Here is an 18,212-nt window from a genome sequence, read left to right as displayed (position 1 = left end):
GCCGACGCGCTGTTTGTCCGCTTTGTCGGACACAGGACGGGTCGCGGAAACGCTGCGAATACCGCTGTTTCCAACTGCTTTGCGAGGGCCGGTAACCTCGTCTTCCGCGCGCGCCATACTCCCTTTTTCTTATTCGTCAAGCCGTGTACATCGCGCGCAGATTAGGATAAGCAAGAATTGGACCAGTAAGGGAATGTTCTTGCTCCCATGGCGTTGACGCAGAGATTAGAATTCCGCCAGTCGCAGTCGCTGGTGATGACGCCGCAGCTGATGCAGGCGATCAAGCTGCTGCAATTGTCCAATCTCGACCTCTCCACGTTCGTCGAAGAGGAGCTGGAGCGCAACCCGCTGCTGGAGCGCGCGAGCGACGGTCCGGAAGCGCCGGTCGCCGGCGAGCAGCAGATGTCCGAGCGGGCCGAGTTCTCGGAAGGTGGCGAGGCCGGCGGCGACGATTTCGGCGAGGGCGCGAGCGGCGGCGAGAGCTTCGAGGGCGCCCAGGACGACTGGATGAGCCGCGATCTCGGCACCCGTACGGAGATCGAACAAACGCTCGATTCCGGGCTCGAGAATGTGTTCTCCGAAGAGCCCGCCGAAGCGGCCGCGCGGACCGCGCAGGATGCCGCGCCGACCACCTACACCGAATGGGGCGGCGGCGCCTCCGGTGATGAGGACTACAATCTCGAAGCCTTCGTCGCGGCCGAGACCACGCTGTCGGATCATCTCGCCGAGCAGGCGGCGGTGGCCTTCACCGCGCCGGCCGACCGCATGATCGGCCAGTACCTGATCGATCTCGTCGACGAGGCCGGCTATCTGCCCGCCGATCTCGGCCAGGCCGCCGACCGGCTCGGCGCCGAGCAGGCCGACGTCGATGCCGTGCTCGGCGTGCTGCAGACGTTCGATCCGCCCGGCATCTGCGCCCGCAATTTGAGCGAATGTCTCGCGATCCAGCTGCGTGAGCTCGACCGCTACGATCCGGCGATGCAGGCGCTCGTCGAGCACCTCGATCTCCTGGCCAAGCGCGACTTCGTCGCCCTTCGCAAGCTGTGCGGCGTCGACGACGAGGACCTCGTCGACATGATCGGCGAGATCCGCAGGCTCGATCCGAAGCCGGGGCTGAAGTTCGGCACCACGCGCACACAGACCATGGTGCCCGACGTCTACGTCCGCCCGGGTCCCGACGGCGGCTGGCTGGTCGAGCTCAACAGCGACACGCTGCCGCGCGTCCTGGTGAACCAGCACTATTACTCCGAGCTGTCGAAGACGATCCGCAAGGACGGCGACAAGTCCTACTTCACCGACTGCCTGCAGAACGCGACGTGGCTGGTGCGTGCGCTCGATCAGCGCGCCCGCACGATCCTGAAGGTCGCGACCGAAATCGTGCGCCAGCAGGACGGCTTCTTCACCCACGGCGTCGCGCATCTGCGGCCGCTCAACTTGAAGGCCGTTGCGGATGCGATCCAGATGCATGAATCGACCGTGTCGCGCGTCACCGCCAACAAATACATGGCGACCAATCGCGGCACGTTCGAGCTGAAATATTTCTTCACCGCCTCGATCGCATCGGCCGATGGCGGCGAGGCGCACTCGGCGGAAGCCGTGCGCCATCACATCAAGCAATTGATCGATGCGGAAGATCCCTCCGCAATTCTCTCCGACGACACCATCGTCGAGAAGCTGCGGACCGCCGGCATCGACATCGCGCGCCGCACGGTCGCGAAATACCGGGAGGCGATGCGGATACCGTCCTCGGTGCAGCGCCGCCGCGACAAGCAGAGCATGCTGGCGCATGCCCTGTCGGCCCCCGCCAGCGCCGACCGTACCCGGGATGCCGCGTCAGTTTGACCGTGCCCCGCGATTGCGCCTTAACCAAATAGGCTTAGTGTCACACTTGGTTCACATGAATCGAGGCGACACATGACCCTGCGGATTTCCGGAAAGAGCATCAGCGTCAGCGAAGCGCTGCGTGGGCGCGTCAGCGAGCGCACCGACGAAGTCTTGCGAAAATACTTCGACGGCAACTATTCCGGCCATGTCACGCTCTCCAAGGACGGTTTCGGGTTCAAGACCGATTGCGCCCTGCACCTCGATTCCGGCATCACGCTCGAGGCCGAATCGAATGCGCCGGACGCCTATGCCAGCGCCGACCAGGCGCTCCTGATGATCGAGAAGCGCCTGCGCCGCTACAAGAGCCGGCTGAAGGACCGCTCGGGGCGCAAATCCCATGCGGCCAATGCGGCGCTCGCCAATCTCGACGGCGCGGTGCTGGATGCGCCGAGCTATGTGATCGAGGCGCCGGCCGAGGGCGACGAGGAGATCACTGGCTACAGTCCGGTGATCATTGCCGAGAACACCACGGCGCTGAAGCGGCTGTCGGTGTCGGAAGCGGTCATGGAGCTCGATCTTTCGGGGGCGCCCTGCATGGTGTTTCAGCATGGCTCCAGCGGCCGGGTGAACATCATCTACCGCCGCGCCGACGGCAATATCGGCTGGGTCGATCCACCGGCGGTGAAACCGTAGTCACGCGGATGCGTTCCAGGGATCTCCTGGCGGCGCGAAAACCGGTTCCCGATCAGGCGGTTGGCGGACGGGTTGCGACGTCACGCCACGGCAATGAAGGGATGCGACCAAGCGGTTGGGGCGCTGGCGCCTTCAGGCCGCCACGCTCCGGCGATCTTTAAGGATAGGCTGCGGGAACACGCTTGCGGGTGTTGGCACGGCCGTTGCGTTGGGGTAGAAGCCCCACCCATCGGACACGGGTTAAGCCCGCCTGCCGCCTCAGCTTCTTGACGCCGGTCTGTCCCGACCTATTTCGCACCCTGACGGTTCAATCACCTCGGAACGCCCTATGCCGATTACCGATCTGGTCGCACCCGAGGCGATCGTGCCGGCTTTGAAGGTCATCAGTAAGAAGCAGGCGCTGCAGGAGCTTGCCGCCCGCGCGGCTGCGCTGACCGGGCAGAACGAGCGCAACATCTTCGAAGTGCTGCTGCAGCGGGAGAAGCTCGGAACCACGGCCGTCGGGTATGGCGTGGCGATTCCCCACGGCAAGCTGCCGAAGCTGGAGAAGCTGTTCGGCCTGTTCGCCCGGCTGGAGCGGCCGATCGATTTCGAGGCCATGGACGGCCAGCCGGTCGATCTGGTGTTCCTGCTGCTGGCGCCGGAAGGCGCCGGTGCCGACCATCTAAAGGCCTTGGCGCGGATCGCCCGGCTGCTCCGCGACCAGGATGTCGCCAAGAAGCTCCGTGCCTCGCGCGACGCCCAGGCGATCTATTCGGTGCTGGCGCTGCCGCCCGCCTCCGCGGCCTGACGTCGTATCGCGCCGCCGCCCTGCAACGACCGGGAAAGCCTGCTGGCGAGCTTCCGCGCCGCACTGAACCCGCTCGTCCGCGCGGGTGGGTGCAACGGCGTCGGCTCGTAGCCGAACTCGACGACGAGCTCCTGGAACGCCTCGCTGCGGAGCAGGTCGAAATGATGTGGCATCATTCGCTCCTGGTAGATGCCGACTTTCCGGCCCCGTCCTGACGACGTCAGACCGCGCCCGAGCACATCGAGCTCCGCGGCCGTCTTCCGCGGCAGCCCCAGGTAGTCACAGATGCCGTGAAGGACGGGAAACGACGACCGCGCCACATCGTCGGCCGCGAGCTCTGCATAGAGCTCTTCGAACCTCACGGTCAGGCAGGCCGGCGAGTCCAGCCAGCTCATGAAGTTCTTGATGCCGGACCGGGGCAAAGAGAGGAGGGTCGACGTGATTCGGGAGGCGTCGTCGGGGTGAGCAGCCGATCCGGCCGCCCGCAGATAGGCGTTCCACTTCCGCATCTTCGGGTAGGCCGCCGAATGGTAGACGAAGTCGACCCAGCTCACGACGATGTCGCGGGGGTCGCGGACGATGAACAGCATCTTGTGGTCCGGTCTGCCCAGCAGGTATTGCTCGAGATACGGACAGTACTCGGTGTGCGAGGCGCAGGAGTAGCCGGAGCTCAGGGCCGACGCCCAGAGCGGCGCCGGGAGCGCGCGTCCGTAGTCGAGCGAGCCGTCGGGATTCAGCCTGCTGATCGATGACGTGTAGGTGTGATAGCCGACATCGACGTGACCACCCAGCGCTCTGACGAGTTCGACCAGCAGGTACGTTCCTGCTTTCGGCACGCTGTTGCAGATGACGTAGTAAGGGCTCGGTCCCGGCGGAGGACTGTCCACAAAGACGTGCCGGTTGGGGAGGGTCCCGCGTGCAAGCTCTCGATAGACGCCGCCTGCATCAAGCCGTGATCCATGCATTTGCCATCCCTACACATGCTCGTCACACATCGGACTAGCGCGTGCCGCAACGGGGACAACTTAAGGATTGGACACCTTCGCCTTGAACCCGGTTGGATTGTATCTGGTTGTCAAATCGACCGTTCCAGACATCGATGGAAACAAATTTCTCAAAGGCGCTTTCAGCAGCCGCGTCGTCTGACGCCGGCTATCGCAACGATCTCGCCATGTAGCGCACCGTCTTGGCGCCGCCATGGATGCCGGCCGTCGCCAACGGCGCGAAGCCGAGCGCAGCATGAAACGCGTCCGACTGCGGATTGGGCGGATCCAGATTGACCTCGCAGACGATGTGGTCGTGGCCCGCCGCGGTCGTCTCCCGAATCAGCTCCTCATAGAGCTGCCGCGCCAGGCCCCGGCCGCGGGCGGCAGGCGCCACCACGATGCGGTCGACATAGACGAACCGATCGTAGCGCGCCCGGAACCAGCGGTGATTCGGATTGTCATAGGCGGCGGCGTGATCCAGCGCGATCACCAGCGCGTCGGCCCAACCAACGCGCCGGGCGCGCCAGGCTCGATCGACCAACTGCACCAGCGCATCGGGCGAGAGCCAGGACAGCTCCGAAGCATGCGCATTGTTGAGCGCGAGCAGTGCGTCCGCGAGCGCACGGTCTGCGCTCAGCTCTGCGGCGCTCAGGGGAGTTGTCGGCAACGTCATGCGCGGCGCTCGCTCCGGGCAGAAAAAAGGGCCGCCCCCGTTTCCGGGGACCGCCCTCGTGTCAGTGCGTGAGCCACATGGATCTCGTGAGCATCAAGTCTCACGAGACGCGGTTGCCGCAGGCGCTGCGGCGCGGCCTTTGCGTCAGTGCACGCTCACGGCCTGGAGTTCGTGGCTCCAAGCATTCGCAATCGCGGCTTCGCGGCTGTCGGTGAGCATGATCGGCGTGCCGTCAGCGGCATGCAAGGCGAACAGCTTCAGTCCCGGCGCGATGTGCGGTGCCTGCGGAAACAGTCCCGGTACGTCCTCGGAGCGGATCTGCTTCACATAAGCAATGTGGCCCTCGCCCAAGGTAGCCAGCGACTCCAGGGAGACGGGGGATTCCGACGCAACATTACCTTCAGTCATGGTCTCGACTCCTTCTGAGACTCAAGCGGTCGAGTCCGCTACTCGTTCCATCAAACCATTATTCGTGTTCATTGATCGCTATTGTCTTAACGATCCGCTCAGGCTCCGGCCTGGCCAGATCGACCGACAACAACCCGTTCTTCAGGTCCGCACCGAGCACATGCATTCCCTCCGCCAGCACGAAGGTGCGCTGGAAGTGGCGCGCGGCGATGCCGCGATGAATGTATTGCCTGGTCTTGTCGTCCTGCTGCCGGCCGCGGATGACCAGCTGGTTTTCCTCAATGGTGACATCGAGTTGGTCGCGGGTGAAACCCGCCACCGCCAGCGTGATCCGCAGACGCTCGGGCTGGCCATTGGTGCGTTCGAACCGCTCGATATTGTACGGCGGATACCCGTCGGCACCTTTGACGACGCGGTCGAGCACGCGCTCGATCTCGTCGAAGCCCAGCAGAAACGGACTGGAGAGCGAAGGAACACGAGACATGGTTTACAAAGTCCTCTCGAAGCGACTTTGATGTATCAGGGCCCTGTCGGCACCCCTTGAGCAGCAATATGGGCACGATCCGGGGTGCGTTCAAGCACCCCGAATGCGCCGGAACGGTCAGCCTGTGGAAGGGCTTAAGCCGATAGCCGCTGCCGGCCGTCGGCCGAGAACAGGTGCAGCTTGGCCCGCGGCGCCACGGCGCGAATCCGCGCGCCGATCTCCGGCGCGGCCGTGCCCGGCAGCCGCACGATGATGTCGTTGGCGGTGGCGGAGAGCCGGTCGTCGCTGCCGGCGTCCTGGCGCGCGCCGTAGACATAGGTTTCGGCGCCGACGTGCTCGATCGCTTCGACGCGGAGGTCGAGCCCGACCCCGCCCGCCGGAACGGTGTCGCCGAGCTCGAAATCTTCAGGGCGGATGCCGAGCTGGCCGGCATCGGCGGGAACCGCGTCGGCACCGTGCAACTGGGGACGGAGGCCATCGACCGGCATCAGGTTCATCGGCGGCGCGCCGATGAACGATGCGACGAAGGTGGTGGCGGGCTTCTGATAGATCTCGAGCGGATTGCCGATCTGCTCGACCTTGCCGCCGTTCATCACCACCAGGATGTCGGCGAGCGTCATCGCCTCGAGCTGGTCGTGGGTGACGTAGATCGCGGTGGTGTTGAGCCGGCGCTGCAGCTTGCGGATCTCGACCCGCATCGCGATGCGCAGCTTGGCGTCCAGGTTGGAGAGCGGCTCGTCGAACAGGAACACCTTGGGCTGGCGCACGATGGCGCGGCCCATCGCCACGCGCTGGCGCTGGCCGCCGGAGAGCTGGCGCGGCTTCCGCTCGAGCATGGTGCCGAGCTCGAGGATGCGAGCGGCGTCCTCGACGCGCGTCCTGATCTCCTTCTCGGCCATGCCGCGATTGCGCAGGCCGTAGGCCATGTTGTTGTAGACGGTCATATGCGGATAGAGCGCGTAGTTCTGGAACACCATCGCGATGTCGCGATCGGCCGGCTCGATCGCATTGACGATGCGGCCGCCGATGTCGATCTCGCCCGAGGTGATCGTCTCGAGCCCCGCGACCATCCGCAGCAGGGTGGATTTGCCGCAGCCCGACGGGCCGACCAGCACGCAGAACTGACCGTCGCCGACATCGATATCGACGCCTTTGATGGCTTCGAAGCCGCCCTGGTAGACCTTGCGGACGTTGCGGAGGGTGACGTTGGCCATGGAATGATTACCGGTAGAGGTTGAGCAGCGGGCGGTGGCAGGCGAATGGCGAATGGGGAGTGGCGAGGAGGGGAAGGCGAACGGCTCCTGATGCCCGTATGGCCCTATTCGCTATTCGCCACTCCCTATTCGCCGTCCTCACTTTTCCGTCTCCACCAGCCCCTTGACGAACAGGCGCTGCATGACGACGACGACGAACACCGGCGGCAGCATCGCGAGCACTGCGGTCGCCATGACGATCGGCCACTCCGTCAGCGCGTCGGTCGTCGTGATCATCTTGCGGATGCCGATCTGGATGGTCTGCATGTCGTCGCGCGTCGTGATCAGCAGCGGCCAGAGATATTGATTCCAGCCGAGGATGAACAGGATCACGAATAGCGCCGCCATGTTGGTGCGCGACAGCGGCAGCAGGGTGTCCCAGAAGAAGCGGAACGGCCCGGCGCCGTCGATGCGGGACGCCTCCAGCAGCTCGTCCGGCACGGTCATGAAGAACTGGCGGAACAGCAGCGTCGCAGTGGCGGACGCGATCAGCGGCAGCGCGAGCCCCGCATAACTGTCGAGCATATGGAGGTCGGCGACGATCTTGTAGGTTGGATAGATGCGCACCTCGACCGGCAGCATCAGGGTGATGAAGATGAGCCAGAAGATCGGCATGCGGAACGGGAAGCGGAAGTAGACGACCGCATACGCCGAGATGATCGAGATCGCGATCTTGCCGACGGCGATCGAGAGCGCCATGACCAGCGAGTTCAAAAGCATGGTCGCAACCGGCTCGCGGGTCGAGCCGCTCGTGCCGACGAAGATCGTCTGATAGTAGGTCGACAGGAAGTGCCCGCCCGGCAGCAGCGACATCTGCCCGTTGGCGATCACCGCATTGTCCTGCGTCGAGGCGACGAATGCGAGATAGACCGGGAACGCGACGATCGCGATTCCGATCCACAGGATGACATGCGCGACGTAGCGTCGAATGCCTTCTTGCTCGACCATCAGTAGGTCACCTTGCGCTCGACGAAGCGGAACTGGATCGCCGTCAGCACGATGACGATGACCATCAGAACGACGGATTGTGCAGCCGAGGAGCCGAGATTGCCGCCGAGCAGGCCATCGGTGTAGACCTTGTAGACCAGCGTCTCGGTGGACTTGCCAGGACCGCCGCGGGTCATCGTGTCGATGATGCCGAACGTCTCGAAGAAGGCGTAGACGATGTTGATCACCAGCAGGAAGAAGATGGTCGGCGACAGCAGCGGGAAGGTCACGGTCCAGAACCGCCGCATCGGCCGTGCGCCATCGATCGCGGCGGCTTCGAGCACGCTCTTGGGGATGCTCTGCAGCCCGGCGAGGAAGAACAGGAAGTTGTAGGAGATCTGCTTCCAGGCGGCCGCGAGGATGATCTGCAGCGCCGCCTGGTCACCGTCGAGCAGCGGATTCCAGTCGATGCCCATGGCGCGCAGATAGCGCGAGATCACGCCGAGCGAGGGATGCAGCATGAAGATCCAGAGCACGCCCACCACCGGCGGCGCCACGGCATAGGGCCAGATCAGCAGCGTCCGGTACAGCGTCACGCCGCGCAGCGGCTTGTCCGCCATGACCGCGAGCAGCAGCGCGACCGACAGCGACGAGAATGCGATGGCGAAGGAGAAGCCGAAGGTGCGGAGAATGGCTTCAAAATAGTCCGGCTGGCTGAGCAGGTCGGCGTAGTTCTCGAACCAGACGAAGCTCGTGGACAGGCCGAACGCGTCCTGCAGCAGGAACGACTGGATGACGGCCTGGATGGCGGGCCAATAGAAGAAGATCAGCACGATCGCGAGCTGGGGAGCGACCAGCACGAACGGCAGCAGCTTTGACTGGAAGATGGCGTTCTTCTGCATGATCGGTCGGCGAGCCGGCAGGCCGCGGGTGGCCTGCCGGCTCTTGGCCTTATTTCACGGCCGTCTTTTCGAACTGGCGCAGCATCTGGTTGCCGCGCTCGACGGCGGCGTCCAGCGCCTGCTTGGCGGTCTTCTTGCCGGCCAGAGCCTGCTCGATCTCCTCCGACCAGACGTCACGCAGCTGCACCATGTTGCCCAGGCGCAGGCCGCGGGAGTTCTCGGTCGGCTCCTTGTTGGTCAACTCGAGCAGCGGGGTCTCCAGATAGGGCTGATCCTTGTAGAAGCCCTCGGCCTTGGCCTTGGCATAGGCGGCCTTGGTGATCGGCAGATAGCCCGACGCCTTGTGGATGTAGACTTGGCGGTCGGTGTCCGAGAGGAAGGTCAGGAACTTGGCGACGCCCTTGTACTCATCGGCCGACTTGCCGCCCATGACCCAGAGCGAAGCGCCGCCGATGATCGAGTTCTGCGGCGCGCCCTTCACGTCGGGGTAATACGGCATCGGCGCGGCGGTGAAGGCGAACTTCGCCTGCGCCTTGACGTTGCCGAAGAACGCCGACGAGGTCAGGTAGATCGGGCATTCGCCCGAGGTGAAGCGGCCCTCGCCGGTGTTGGTGCGGCCGGCGTAGTCATAGGTCTTGTCCTTCTGCAGCTCGACCAGGTTTTCGAGATGCTTGACCTGCAGCGGACCGTTGAACTCGAGCACGGTGTCGAAGCCGTCGAGGCCGTTGGCCTTGCTGGCGAGCGGCACGTTGTGCCACGCGGAGAGCTGCTCGAGATTGACCCAGGTCACCCACGAGCCGGAGAAGCCGCAGGTCGGGTGGCCGGCCGCATGGAGCTTCTTGGCGGTCTCGAACAGCTCGGGCCAGGTCTTCGGGATCTCGGCGTTGACCTTCTTCAGCTCATCGAGATTGACCCACATGACGGTGGAGGACGAGTTGAAGGGGAAGGACAGCATTTCGCCCTTCGAGGTCGAATAGTAGCCGGTGATGGCCGGCAGGTAGCTCTTGGGATCGAACTTCTCGCCGGCGTCCTGCATCAGCTTGTAGACCGGCTTCACGGCGCCGGTGGCGGCCATCATCGTGGCAGTGCCGACCTCGAACACCTGCATGATATGCGGCGCATTGCCGGCGCGGAACGCGGCGATGCCGGCATTCATCGTGTCGGCGTAGTTGCCCTTGTAGGTCGGAACGACCTTGTAGTCGGTCTGCGAGGCGTTGAAATCGTTGGCGAGCTTGACGATGACGTCGTTGTTGGCGCCGGTCATCGCGTGCCACCACTGAATCTCCGTCACCGCGTGTGCGGGTGCGGCGGCGCCAAGGACCAGCGTGGCTGCCGCAGCGGCGGCTGTCCAGAATTGTCGAAGTGACATTAAAAAAATTCCTCCCATGGAACGTCATCGGCGTCGCGGCCGTAGCAGCGCGAGATGACAGTTTTGTGAATGTATAACCGGTTGGATCGTCAGCGGAAAGCGCGTTCATCGCCGCGGAACGCAGCGACTTGCGGGAGACGGTAGCGGCGCCGGGGTGATGCCCGGGCGGCGCTAGCGTTGGGAGACGACAGGCCGATGGCTCCTCAGCGCTTGCGCTCGGCGCAGACCGTGCCCTCGGACAGCAGGGCCTGGATCTCGTGCTCCGAGTAGCCGAACTCGCTGAGCACCTCCTGCGCGTGCTGGCTGTACTTCGGCGGGATGGAGCGCAGGCTCGGCTTGGTGCGTTCGAGCCGGATCGGCGACGCCACGCCCTTGTACCAGTCCTTCTCGATGACATCGCCGCGATAGATCGTGTGCGGATTGGTCAGCGCCTGGTCGATCTTCTGCACGGGTCCTGCCGGCAAACCGGCCGCAAGCAGGCGGTCGCACAGCGGCTCCGCCTCGAATTGGCTGAACACGGCGGCGAGCTCGGCGCGCAGTGCCTCGCGATTGGCGACGCGATCCTTGTTGCGGGCGAAGCGCGGATCGGTGCCGAGTTCCGGCCGGCCGATTTCCTTGGCGAGCTTGCGGAAGGTGCCGTCATTGCCGACGCCGATGAAGATATCGTCGGTCCTGGTCGGGAAGATCGCATAGGGCACGAGGTTCGGATGCTCGTTGCCGGTCAGCGACGGCGGCTTGCCATGCATGAAGTAGTTTGCGGTATGCGGATGCATGATCGCGAGGCCGGTCTCATACAGCGTGACCTCGAGGAACTGACCGAGCCCAGAACGCTGCCGTTCCGACAGCGCCATCAGGATGCCGATCGCGGCATAGAGGCCGGTCGTGATGTCGACCAGCGGCACGCCGATCCGCATCGGCCCGCTTTGCGGCGAGCCGGTCGCGGCGATCATGCCGGTCATCGCCTGGATGATCGCGTCATAGCCGGGATTGCCGCCGCGCGGACCGTCGGCACCGAAGCCGCAGATGCGGCAGTGCACCAGCTTGGGGAATTTCTCGCGCAGCGTGTCGCTGCCGATGCCCCACTTCTCCAAGGTGCCGGGCTTGAAGTTCTCGATCAGCACGTCGGCGGTCTCAAGCATCCGCATCAGCACGACGCGGCCGCCCTCGGACGCGAGATCGAGGCCGATCGAGCGCTTGTTGCGGTTGATCCCGACGAAATAGGCCGCGTCCTCGTCGTGGAACGGAGGGCCCCAGTCGCGCACTTCGTCGCCGGCCGGCGGCTCGACCTTGATCACGTCGGCGCCGTGATCGGCCAGGATCTGCGTGCAATAGGGCCCGCCGAGCACGCGCGTCAGATCGATCACGCGCAGTCCGGCCATGGCGCCGGGAGCAAATTGAGGTGTCATCGGATGTCGCGAGGTTGGTTTCAGCTCGCGATCATTAAGCATTGCTGCGGCGGTGGCGCAAACGGGGGCTGCCATGCGGCAGGACAACGGAGGTCGTCCTGCCGCACGACGGAATTGAAGCTCAGACGACGGTCAGCTTGACGTCGACATTGCCGCGCGTGGCGTTGGAATAGGGGCACACCTCATGCGCCTTGGCGACCAGCGCCTCGGCGTCAGCCTTGGCGAGGCCGGGCAGAGAGACGGCGAGCTCGACGGTGATGCCGAAGCCGCCTTCCGAGCGCGGCCCGATGCCGACGGTGGAGGTCACCGACGTGTCGGCGGGAACCTTCGGGCCGCCCTGCGAGCCGACGAACTTCATCGCGCCGATGAAGCAGGCGGCGTAGCCGGCCGCGAACAGCTGCTCGGGATTGTTGCCGGCGCCGCCGCCGCCACCGAGCTCCTTCGGGGTGGAGAGCTTGACCTTGAGCGAGCCGTCGAGGGTCGCCGCCTCGCCGTCGCGGCCGCCGGTGGCCTTGGCGCTGGTCGTGTAGAGCACGTTCACGGACATGGAGTGTCTCCTGGTTGGACGAATTCAGTGAGTCCATATTGCACACAATTAGATTGTGCGCAATATAATTGTTCGGTAGAAAATTCGTGATCGGTGCGCCGGGCCCGTTGTCGATGCGAGGCGTGCAGGCTCAAGATGCCGATAGGATCGACCTGTGGTGACCTCGATGCGAAAGAAGTCCGCGGCAGACCTGCCGCTCCAGCTCGGCAACCAGCTCTGCTTCGCCGTCTATTCGACCGCGCACGCCTTCAACCGCGTCTACAAGCCCCTGCTCGACCGCCTTGGCCTGACCTATCCGCAATATCTGGTCATGCTGGTGCTGTGGGAGCAGGACGGCCTGACGGTGAAGGACATCGGCGCGCGGCTGTTCCTCGATTCCGGCACGCTGACGCCGCTGCTGAAGCGGATGGAGGCTACGCATCTGGTGAAGCGGACCCGGTCGGCCGAGGACGAACGGCAGGTGCTGGTCACCCTGACGAGCCAGGGCGCGAGCCTGCGCGACAAGGCAAGAGCGATCGTGCCGCCGGCGATCCTGGACGCAACGGGATGTTCGATCGCGGAGCTCACGGATCTGCACGGCAAGCTGGTGAAGCTGCGGGAGCGGCTCGATGCGGCGGCGGAGGGGTGAGACGTCCCGCCAGATCAGCCTCGGAGCACCGCATCGTTAGAGGCGCTTCTTCGCAAACGCCCGACCTGAGCCAGATTTGAGATACTTCTCGAAGGCGAAGGCCTGCTTCACGTCGTTGAAAGCGATGTAAGTCTTGAGCCGCCACGGCCGAAACTTCGAGGTGTGCGGGACTTCGCCTGCATTGTGCTTCGCGACCCGAGCCGGGACGTCGTCTGTGATGCCGGCGTAGAAGTGCTCGCCATCGAGGCTTTCGAGGATGTAGACAAACTTCATGGCAGGCCGCCCCGACCCTTCTAGGTACGATTGTGGCAGGCGATGCCGCTTAGGGTCTACAGCTTCGGTCGAATGAGCAGTTCGAAGGAGGTGGCCTTATCGCCCGGAGCCCAGGTCCGCCTTCGCCCTTCGGGCTATGGCGCGACAGCCCTCGCACGCTTCGCGCAATTGGCGGATTAGGGTGGCTTGCCGAGCCGAAGCTCGCGAAGCGACGGAGAGGGGGGGTATCGTCGTGCGGAGCGAAGTCCGCCTTCGCCTTCCCGCCTCCGCCAAAGAGGGCTCCGGCGTCCAGGCTACGGCGCGACAGCCTTCGCTCGCTTCGCTCAATTGGCAGATTGGGGTGGCTTGCCGAGCCGAAGCTCGCGAAGCGAGCGAAGGCTGGTGGAGCCAGGCGGGATCGAACCGCCGACCTCTTGCATGCCATGCAAGCGCTCTCCCAGCTGAGCTATGGCCCCTGAACCGAACCGGCGGTCTGGGTGACCGCCGGGGAGCACCGTGAACCACAGTTCGCGGCTGATCTCAAGTGTCTTCGACGATTATTCTTCGTCGCCGCCGACATCACCGATGATGTCGGTCACGTCCTCGTCGCCTTCTTCCTCGTCGGCGATGAAGGTCGAGTCATCATCCTCGTCATCGTCGAGGGTCTCGTCGATCTCGATGTCGTCCTCCGATTCGGGAACGACGGCCTTGACCTTGCCGGAGTTCTCCTCGGCATCGGCCTCCTCGAGCGACACCAACTCCTCGGCCTCGGCGGGCTCAACCACGTCGGCCGCCGCAGCGGCACGCGCAGCCTCGCCGCGCATGGCGCGGGTCGGAGCCACGGGCGCGATCGGCACGACCTCGCCGGTGTAGGGCGAAATCACCGGGTTCTTGTTGAGGTCATAGAACTTTTTGCCCGTGGTCGGGCAAATGCGTTTGGTTCCGAGCTCGGATTTGGCCACGTGCAGGCGTCCTGGCAATGTCTGAAAAGCGGTGTCTCACTTGGCTAGTTGCCGCGCCGCTGTCAATAGCGCTGTCAACGGGAAAATCACCGCTCGTGACGGAGGGCGGGGGCTGTGATACCTGCCGCGTCCGAAACACGAGGATCCCGCCGTGAGCACGTCAGCCGCCCCGACTCCCCTGGAATCACGCGCCTCCGGGCCCCTCTCGGGCACGATTCGCGTGCCTGGCGACAAGTCGATCTCGCACCGGGCGCTGATCCTGGGGGCGCTGTCGGTCGGCGAGACCCGGATTTCCGGCCTGCTCGAGGGCGAGGACGTCCTCAACACCGCCGAATCGATGCGATCCCTGGGTGCCAAGGTCGAGCGCACCGGCGACTTCGCGTGGACCGTCCGTGGCGTGGGGGTCGGCGGCTTCGCCCAGCCCAGCACACCGCTCGATTTCGGCAACTCCGGCACCGGCTGCCGGCTGGTGATGGGCGCCGTCGCCGGCTGCCCGATCACGGCCGTTTTCGACGGTGATGCCTCGCTGCGCAGCCGTCCGATGCGGCGCATCCTCGACCCGCTGGCGCTGATGGGCGCGAAGGTGGTGTCGATCGCCGAGGGCGGCAAGCTTCCGTTGACCCTGCAGGGCGCCGGCAACCCGGTGCCGATCGAATACCGCACGCCGGTGGCTTCGGCCCAGATCAAGTCGGCGGTGCTGCTCGCGGGCCTCGCCGCGCCCGGTGTGACCACCGTGATCGAGCAGGAGGCCAGCCGCGACCATACGGAGCTGATGCTGAAGCATTTCGGCGCGGAGATCGTGACCACGCCGGAAGGGTCTCATGGCCGCCGCATCGCGCTGACCGGCCAGCCGGAGCTGTGTGGTGCCCCCGTGATCGTTCCCGCCGACCCGTCCTCGGCCGCGTTCCCGCTGGTCGCCGCGCTGATCGTCGATGGCTCGGACCTCGTGCTGTCGGACGTGATGACCAACCCGCTGCGCACCGGCCTGTTCACGACCCTGCGCGAGATGGGCGCCTCGATCGAGGAGGACGACGTCCGCGGCGATGCCGGCGAGCCCATGGCCCGGCTGCGCGTGCGCGCCTCGAAGCTGAGGGGCGTCGTCGTGCCGCCCGAGCGCGCGCCGTCGATGATCGACGAATATCTCGTCTTGGCCGTCGCCGCCGCCTATGCCGAGGGCACCACCGTGATGCGCGGCCTGCATGAGCTGCGCGTCAAGGAATCCGACCGGCTGGAGGCCACCGCGGCGATGCTGCGTGTCAACGGCGTCAAGGTCGAGATCAGCGGCGATGACCTGATCGTCGAGGGCCGCGGTCACGTGCCGGGCGGCGGCATCGTCGCGACCCACATGGACCACCGCATCGCGATGTCCGCCCTCGTGATGGGCCTCGCGTCCGACAAGCCGGTCACCGTCGACGACACCGCCTTCATCGCCACCAGCTTCCCGGATTTCATCGCGCTGATGTGCAAGGCGGGCGCGGATTTCGCATGATCATCGCCATCGACGGCCCGGCGGCCTCGGGCAAGGGCACCATGGCCAAGCGTCTCGCGGCGCATTACGGCCTCAGGCACCTGGATACGGGCGTGATCTACCGGGCCGTTGCCCATGCGCTGCTGACCGCCGGCATCGACCTCAAGGACGAGGTGCGGGCGGCGGACGTCGCCATGAGCCTGGATCCCTCGACCTTCGACAATCCGGCGCTGAGGTCGCACCAGGTCGGGTCTGCGGCCTCCGTGGTCTCGGCGTTGCCGAAAGTGCGCGAGGCGCTGGTGGCCTTCCAGCGTCAGTTCGCAAGCCAGCCACCCGGTGCCGTGCTCGACGGCCGCGACATCGGAACCGTGATCTGCCCGGACGCCGAGGTGAAGATCTACGTCGTCGCCGATCCCCGCATCCGGGCGCATCGTCGCACGCTCGAGGCGCTTTCACGGGGGGAACCGGCCGACGAGGCGGCCATTCTGGCCGACATCCTGGCGCGCGACGAGCGTGACCAGAACCGGGCCGTCGCGCCTTTAAAACAAGCCCCGGATGCTTACTTGCTTGACAACTCCCATTTGGATATAGAAGGCGGCGTCCGGGCCGCCATCGACATCGTCGAGGCCGTTCGAGCGGGCCGCCAGCGGGTTTGATTTCCGCGGCGTCATTGGAGGAATGCCCGCTCCCGCCCTTGACCGTCGATAGCTCGATTGCGGTTCAATCGAGTCCGATCATCCGGACGCACTTCATACGTATCGCATGTGCAGGCACTGCCGGCCCGCGTCGTTTGCGCTTATCGCGCTGACAGCGCGGACGTCTGGGGATTTGTGGACCTCCAGGCACTGTCCATTCGATGCGCCGATCAACCCAAGCTGGCGAGAATGTCCGCATCTGGAGAACAAATGGCTTCGAGTACCTCTGCTTCTTCCTACAATCCCAGCCGCGATGATTTCGCCGCGATGCTGGACGAGTCCTTCACCAAGGGCAACCTGCAGGAAAGCTCTGTCGTCAAGGGCAAGGTTGTTGCGATCGAGAAGGACATGGCCGTCATCGACGTCGGCCTGAAGACCGAAGGCCGCGTGGCGCTGCGCGAATTCGCCGGGCCCGGCCGTGACAGTGAATTGAAAGTCGGCGACGAGGTCGAAGTGTTCCTCGATCGCATCGAGAACGCGCTCGGCGAAGCGGTGCTGTCGCGCGACAAGGCGCGCCGCGAAGAGAGCTGGGGCAAGCTCGAGAAGGCGTTCCAGAACAACGAAAAGGTCAACGGCGTCATCTTCAACCAGGTCAAGGGCGGCTTCACCGTCGACCTCGACGGTGCCGTGGCCTTCCTGCCGCGCTCGCAGGTCGACATCCGTCCGATCCGCGACGTCGCGCCGCTGATGAACAACTCGCAGCCGTTCCAGATCCTCAAGATGGACCGTCGCCGCGGCAACATCGTCGTGTCGCGCCGGACCGTGCTGGAAGAGACCCGCGCCGAGCAGCGCCAGGAGCTGGTGCAGAACCTCGAAGAGGGTCAGGTGATCGACGGCGTCGTCAAGAACATCACCGATTACGGTGCGTTCGTCGACCTCGGCGGCATCGACGGCCTGCTGCACGTCACCGACATTGCCTGGCGCCGTGTCAACCATCCGACCGAGGTGCTGAGCATCGGTCAGACGGTCAAGGTCAAGATCATCAAGATCAACCACGAGACGCACCGCATCTCGCTGGGCATGAAGCAGCTGCTCGACGATCCGTGGCAGGGCATCGAGGCGAAGTACCCGCTGCAGGCCCGTTTCCATGGCCGCGTGACCAACATCACCGACTACGGCGCGTTCGTCGAGCTCGAGCCGGGCATCGAAGGCCTGATCCACGTCTCCGAGATGTCGTGGACCAAGAAGAACATGCACCCCGGCAAGATCGTCTCGACCTCGCAGGAAGTCGAAGTGCAGGTGCTCGAAGTCGACAGCGTCAAGCGCCGCATCTCGCTCGGTCTCAAGCAGACCATGCGCAACCCGTGGGAGGTCTTCGTCGAGAAGCATCCGACCGGTTCGGTGGTCGAGGGCGAGGTCAAGAACAAGACCGAGTTCGGCCTGTTCCTGGGTCTCGAAGGCGACGTCGACGGCATGGTCCATCTCTCGGACCTCGACTGGAAGCAGCCGGGCGAGCAGGTCATCGACAACTACAAGAAGGGCGACATGGTCAAGGCCGTGGTGCTCGACGTCGACGTGGAGAAGGAGCGCATCTCGCTCGGCATCAAGCAGCTCGAAGGCGATCCCTTCGCCGAGCCGGGCGATGTCAAGAAGGGTGCGGTCGTCACCTGCGAGGTGCTCGACGTCAAGGACGGCGGCATCGACGTCAAGATCACCGGCACCGACTTCACCACCTTCATCAAGCGCTCCGAGCTGGCGCGCGATCGCAACGATCAGCGCACCGAGCGGTTCGCCGTCGGTGAGAAGGTCGATGCCCGCGTGATCCAGTTCGACAAGAAGGCCCGCAAGGTCCAGGTGTCGATCAAGGCGCTGGAAGTCGCTGAAGAGAAGGAAGCCATCGCGCAGTACGGCTCGTCCGATTCGGGCGCGACGCTGGGCGACATCCTGGGCACCGCGCTCAAGAACCGCGACTCAAAGTAAGCCTTCGCGTCCTGTGATCAGATCA

At 64.8% G+C, this 18,212-nt stretch carries 19 protein-coding genes and 1 tRNA gene; 7 read left to right on the top strand and 13 right to left on the bottom strand.

Going from position 1 to position 18,212, the window contains the following annotated elements:
• Nucleotides 1-207 precede the first annotated feature (207 nt).
• The 3 genes from rpoN to ptsN all read left to right on the top strand — a co-directional run bounded on the left by rpoN (nucleotide 208) and on the right by ptsN (nucleotide 3,307).
• Nucleotides 208-1,842 carry an RNA polymerase factor sigma-54 gene (rpoN, locus tag ACQR10_RS01980; RefSeq protein WP_316178970.1) on the top strand — a complete coding sequence of 545 codons (1,635 nt, stop codon included), beginning with the start codon at nucleotides 208-210 and terminating at the stop codon, nucleotides 1,840-1,842.
• Between the two features lie 72 nt (nucleotides 1,843-1,914).
• The gene (gene hpf, locus ACQR10_RS01975) at nucleotides 1,915-2,517 is read left to right on the top strand and encodes a ribosome hibernation-promoting factor, HPF/YfiA family (RefSeq protein WP_315741249.1); all 603 of its coding nucleotides are present in this window, start codon (nucleotides 1,915-1,917) and stop codon (nucleotides 2,515-2,517) included.
• Nucleotides 2,518-2,845: 328 nt separating this feature from the next.
• A complete protein-coding gene (gene ptsN / locus ACQR10_RS01970) occupies nucleotides 2,846-3,307 on the top strand; it encodes a PTS IIA-like nitrogen regulatory protein PtsN (protein WP_315805649.1) in 462 nt (153 codons plus the stop codon).
• Here ptsN and ACQR10_RS01965 read toward each other — a convergent pair.
• From ACQR10_RS01965 to ACQR10_RS01920, 10 genes are all read right to left on the bottom strand, one after another.
• The gene (locus ACQR10_RS01965) at nucleotides 3,268-4,272 is read right to left on the bottom strand and encodes a sulfotransferase domain-containing protein (protein ID WP_434911761.1); all 1,005 of its coding nucleotides are present in this window, start codon (nucleotides 4,270-4,272) and stop codon (nucleotides 3,268-3,270) included. The two genes, ptsN and ACQR10_RS01965, sit on opposite strands and share 40 nt — an antisense overlap.
• A 187-nt stretch (nucleotides 4,273-4,459) precedes the next feature.
• The gene (locus ACQR10_RS01960; protein ID WP_434911760.1) at nucleotides 4,460-4,966 is read right to left on the bottom strand and encodes a GNAT family N-acetyltransferase; all 507 of its coding nucleotides are present in this window, start codon (nucleotides 4,964-4,966) and stop codon (nucleotides 4,460-4,462) included.
• 144 nt (nucleotides 4,967-5,110) lie between these two features.
• Nucleotides 5,111-5,374, bottom strand: coding sequence for a DUF1150 family protein (locus tag ACQR10_RS01955; protein WP_009026315.1), 264 nt, complete (start codon nucleotides 5,372-5,374; stop codon nucleotides 5,111-5,113).
• A 58-nt stretch (nucleotides 5,375-5,432) separates the two neighbouring features.
• A complete protein-coding gene (locus tag ACQR10_RS01950) occupies nucleotides 5,433-5,858 on the bottom strand; it encodes an Hsp20 family protein (protein WP_006613108.1) in 426 nt (141 codons plus the stop codon).
• A 134-nt stretch (nucleotides 5,859-5,992) separates the two neighbouring features.
• Nucleotides 5,993-7,072: a sn-glycerol-3-phosphate import ATP-binding protein UgpC gene (locus ACQR10_RS01945; protein WP_315805652.1), complete on the bottom strand. Its 1,080-nt coding sequence runs from the start codon at nucleotides 7,070-7,072 to the stop codon at nucleotides 5,993-5,995.
• 138 nt (nucleotides 7,073-7,210) lie between these two features.
• The gene (gene ugpE / locus ACQR10_RS01940; RefSeq protein WP_315805653.1) at nucleotides 7,211-8,059 is read right to left on the bottom strand and encodes a sn-glycerol-3-phosphate ABC transporter permease UgpE; all 849 of its coding nucleotides are present in this window, start codon (nucleotides 8,057-8,059) and stop codon (nucleotides 7,211-7,213) included.
• Nucleotides 8,059-8,940, bottom strand: coding sequence for a sn-glycerol-3-phosphate ABC transporter permease UgpA (gene ugpA, locus ACQR10_RS01935; protein ID WP_315805654.1), 882 nt, complete (start codon nucleotides 8,938-8,940; stop codon nucleotides 8,059-8,061). Before ugpA ends, ugpE begins: the two co-directional genes overlap by 1 nt.
• A 49-nt stretch (nucleotides 8,941-8,989) precedes the next feature.
• Complete coding sequence (gene ugpB / locus ACQR10_RS01930; protein WP_316178976.1) at nucleotides 8,990-10,309, bottom strand: sn-glycerol-3-phosphate ABC transporter substrate-binding protein UgpB; 1,320 nt, start codon at nucleotides 10,307-10,309, stop codon at nucleotides 8,990-8,992.
• A 203-nt stretch (nucleotides 10,310-10,512) separates the two neighbouring features.
• Complete coding sequence (locus ACQR10_RS01925; RefSeq protein ID WP_316215385.1) at nucleotides 10,513-11,715, bottom strand: CaiB/BaiF CoA transferase family protein; 1,203 nt, start codon at nucleotides 11,713-11,715, stop codon at nucleotides 10,513-10,515.
• Nucleotides 11,716-11,836: 121 nt separating this feature from the next.
• On the bottom strand, nucleotides 11,837-12,262 hold the full coding sequence (locus ACQR10_RS01920; protein ID WP_316178980.1) for an organic hydroperoxide resistance protein: 426 nt from the start codon (nucleotides 12,260-12,262) through the stop codon (nucleotides 11,837-11,839).
• A gap of 166 nt (nucleotides 12,263-12,428) precedes the next feature.
• Here ACQR10_RS01920 and ACQR10_RS01915 point away from each other — a divergent pair, with 166 nt between their 5' ends.
• A complete protein-coding gene (locus ACQR10_RS01915; RefSeq protein WP_315805658.1) occupies nucleotides 12,429-12,890 on the top strand; it encodes a MarR family winged helix-turn-helix transcriptional regulator in 462 nt (153 codons plus the stop codon).
• 36 nt (nucleotides 12,891-12,926) lie between these two features.
• On the opposite strand, the gene ACQR10_RS01910 is transcribed toward ACQR10_RS01915, so the two are convergent.
• The 3 genes from ACQR10_RS01910 to ACQR10_RS01900 form a co-directional block, all read right to left on the bottom strand.
• Nucleotides 12,927-13,163 carry a GIY-YIG nuclease family protein gene (locus ACQR10_RS01910; RefSeq protein WP_315805659.1) on the bottom strand — a complete coding sequence of 79 codons (237 nt, stop codon included), beginning with the start codon at nucleotides 13,161-13,163 and terminating at the stop codon, nucleotides 12,927-12,929.
• A gap of 379 nt (nucleotides 13,164-13,542) precedes the next feature.
• Nucleotides 13,543-13,618: transfer RNA gene (locus ACQR10_RS01905), tRNA-Ala, on the bottom strand.
• 81 nt (nucleotides 13,619-13,699) lie between these two features.
• Nucleotides 13,700-14,104, bottom strand: coding sequence for a TIGR02300 family protein (locus ACQR10_RS01900; protein ID WP_315805660.1), 405 nt, complete (start codon nucleotides 14,102-14,104; stop codon nucleotides 13,700-13,702).
• 151 nt (nucleotides 14,105-14,255) lie between these two features.
• On the opposite strand from ACQR10_RS01900, the gene aroA reads away from it, so the two are divergent.
• The 3 genes from aroA (at nucleotide 14,256) to rpsA (ending at nucleotide 18,187) form a co-directional block, all read left to right on the top strand.
• Nucleotides 14,256-15,593 carry a 3-phosphoshikimate 1-carboxyvinyltransferase gene (gene aroA / locus ACQR10_RS01895; RefSeq protein WP_315805661.1) on the top strand — a complete coding sequence of 446 codons (1,338 nt, stop codon included), beginning with the start codon at nucleotides 14,256-14,258 and terminating at the stop codon, nucleotides 15,591-15,593.
• Entirely contained in the window at nucleotides 15,590-16,228 is a 639-nt protein-coding gene (gene cmk, locus ACQR10_RS01890) for a (d)CMP kinase (RefSeq protein WP_434838703.1), read from the top strand. Before aroA ends, cmk begins: the two co-directional genes overlap by 4 nt.
• Nucleotides 16,229-16,477: 249 nt before the next feature.
• A complete protein-coding gene (gene rpsA / locus ACQR10_RS01885) occupies nucleotides 16,478-18,187 on the top strand; it encodes a 30S ribosomal protein S1 (RefSeq protein WP_315741235.1) in 1,710 nt (569 codons plus the stop codon).
• Nucleotides 18,188-18,212: the final 25 nt, after the last annotated feature.

The sequence above is a fragment of the Bradyrhizobium sp. HKCCYLRH2060 genome (assembly GCF_051168135.1).
Classification (GTDB): domain Bacteria; phylum Pseudomonadota; class Alphaproteobacteria; order Rhizobiales; family Xanthobacteraceae; genus Bradyrhizobium.
The sequence above is the reverse complement of the archived record's forward strand: the minus strand, read 5'-3'. Positions and strand labels throughout refer to the sequence as shown.

What these genes read in the sequence shown, in the direction of transcription:
- ACQR10_RS01965 (WP_434911761.1), bottom strand. Translation starts at nt 4,272, where the DNA reads ATGCATGGATCACGGCTTGATGCAGGCGGCGTCTATCGAGAGCTTGCA.
- ugpB (WP_316178976.1), bottom strand. Translation starts at nt 10,309, where the DNA reads ATGTCACTTCGACAATTCTGGACAGCCGCCGCTGCGGCAGCCACGCTG.
- ACQR10_RS01955 (WP_009026315.1), bottom strand. Translation starts at nt 5,374, where the DNA reads ATGACTGAAGGTAATGTTGCGTCGGAATCCCCCGTCTCCCTGGAGTCG.
- rpoN (WP_316178970.1), top strand. Translation starts at nt 208, where the DNA reads ATGGCGTTGACGCAGAGATTAGAATTCCGCCAGTCGCAGTCGCTGGTG.
- ACQR10_RS01915 (WP_315805658.1), top strand. Translation starts at nt 12,429, where the DNA reads ATGCGAAAGAAGTCCGCGGCAGACCTGCCGCTCCAGCTCGGCAACCAG.
- ptsN (WP_315805649.1), top strand. Translation starts at nt 2,846, where the DNA reads ATGCCGATTACCGATCTGGTCGCACCCGAGGCGATCGTGCCGGCTTTG.
- ACQR10_RS01920 (WP_316178980.1), bottom strand. Translation starts at nt 12,262, where the DNA reads ATGTCCGTGAACGTGCTCTACACGACCAGCGCCAAGGCCACCGGCGGC.
- hpf (WP_315741249.1), top strand. Translation starts at nt 1,915, where the DNA reads ATGACCCTGCGGATTTCCGGAAAGAGCATCAGCGTCAGCGAAGCGCTG.
- rpsA (WP_315741235.1), top strand. Translation starts at nt 16,478, where the DNA reads ATGGCTTCGAGTACCTCTGCTTCTTCCTACAATCCCAGCCGCGATGAT.
- ACQR10_RS01950 (WP_006613108.1), bottom strand. Translation starts at nt 5,858, where the DNA reads ATGTCTCGTGTTCCTTCGCTCTCCAGTCCGTTTCTGCTGGGCTTCGAC.
- ACQR10_RS01945 (WP_315805652.1), bottom strand. Translation starts at nt 7,072, where the DNA reads ATGGCCAACGTCACCCTCCGCAACGTCCGCAAGGTCTACCAGGGCGGC.
- ugpE (WP_315805653.1), bottom strand. Translation starts at nt 8,059, where the DNA reads ATGGTCGAGCAAGAAGGCATTCGACGCTACGTCGCGCATGTCATCCTG.
- ACQR10_RS01925 (WP_316215385.1), bottom strand. Translation starts at nt 11,715, where the DNA reads ATGACACCTCAATTTGCTCCCGGCGCCATGGCCGGACTGCGCGTGATC.
- ugpA (WP_315805654.1), bottom strand. Translation starts at nt 8,940, where the DNA reads ATGCAGAAGAACGCCATCTTCCAGTCAAAGCTGCTGCCGTTCGTGCTG.
- cmk (WP_434838703.1), top strand. Translation starts at nt 15,590, where the DNA reads ATGATCATCGCCATCGACGGCCCGGCGGCCTCGGGCAAGGGCACCATG.
- ACQR10_RS01910 (WP_315805659.1), bottom strand. Translation starts at nt 13,163, where the DNA reads ATGAAGTTTGTCTACATCCTCGAAAGCCTCGATGGCGAGCACTTCTAC.
- ACQR10_RS01960 (WP_434911760.1), bottom strand. Translation starts at nt 4,966, where the DNA reads ATGACGTTGCCGACAACTCCCCTGAGCGCCGCAGAGCTGAGCGCAGAC.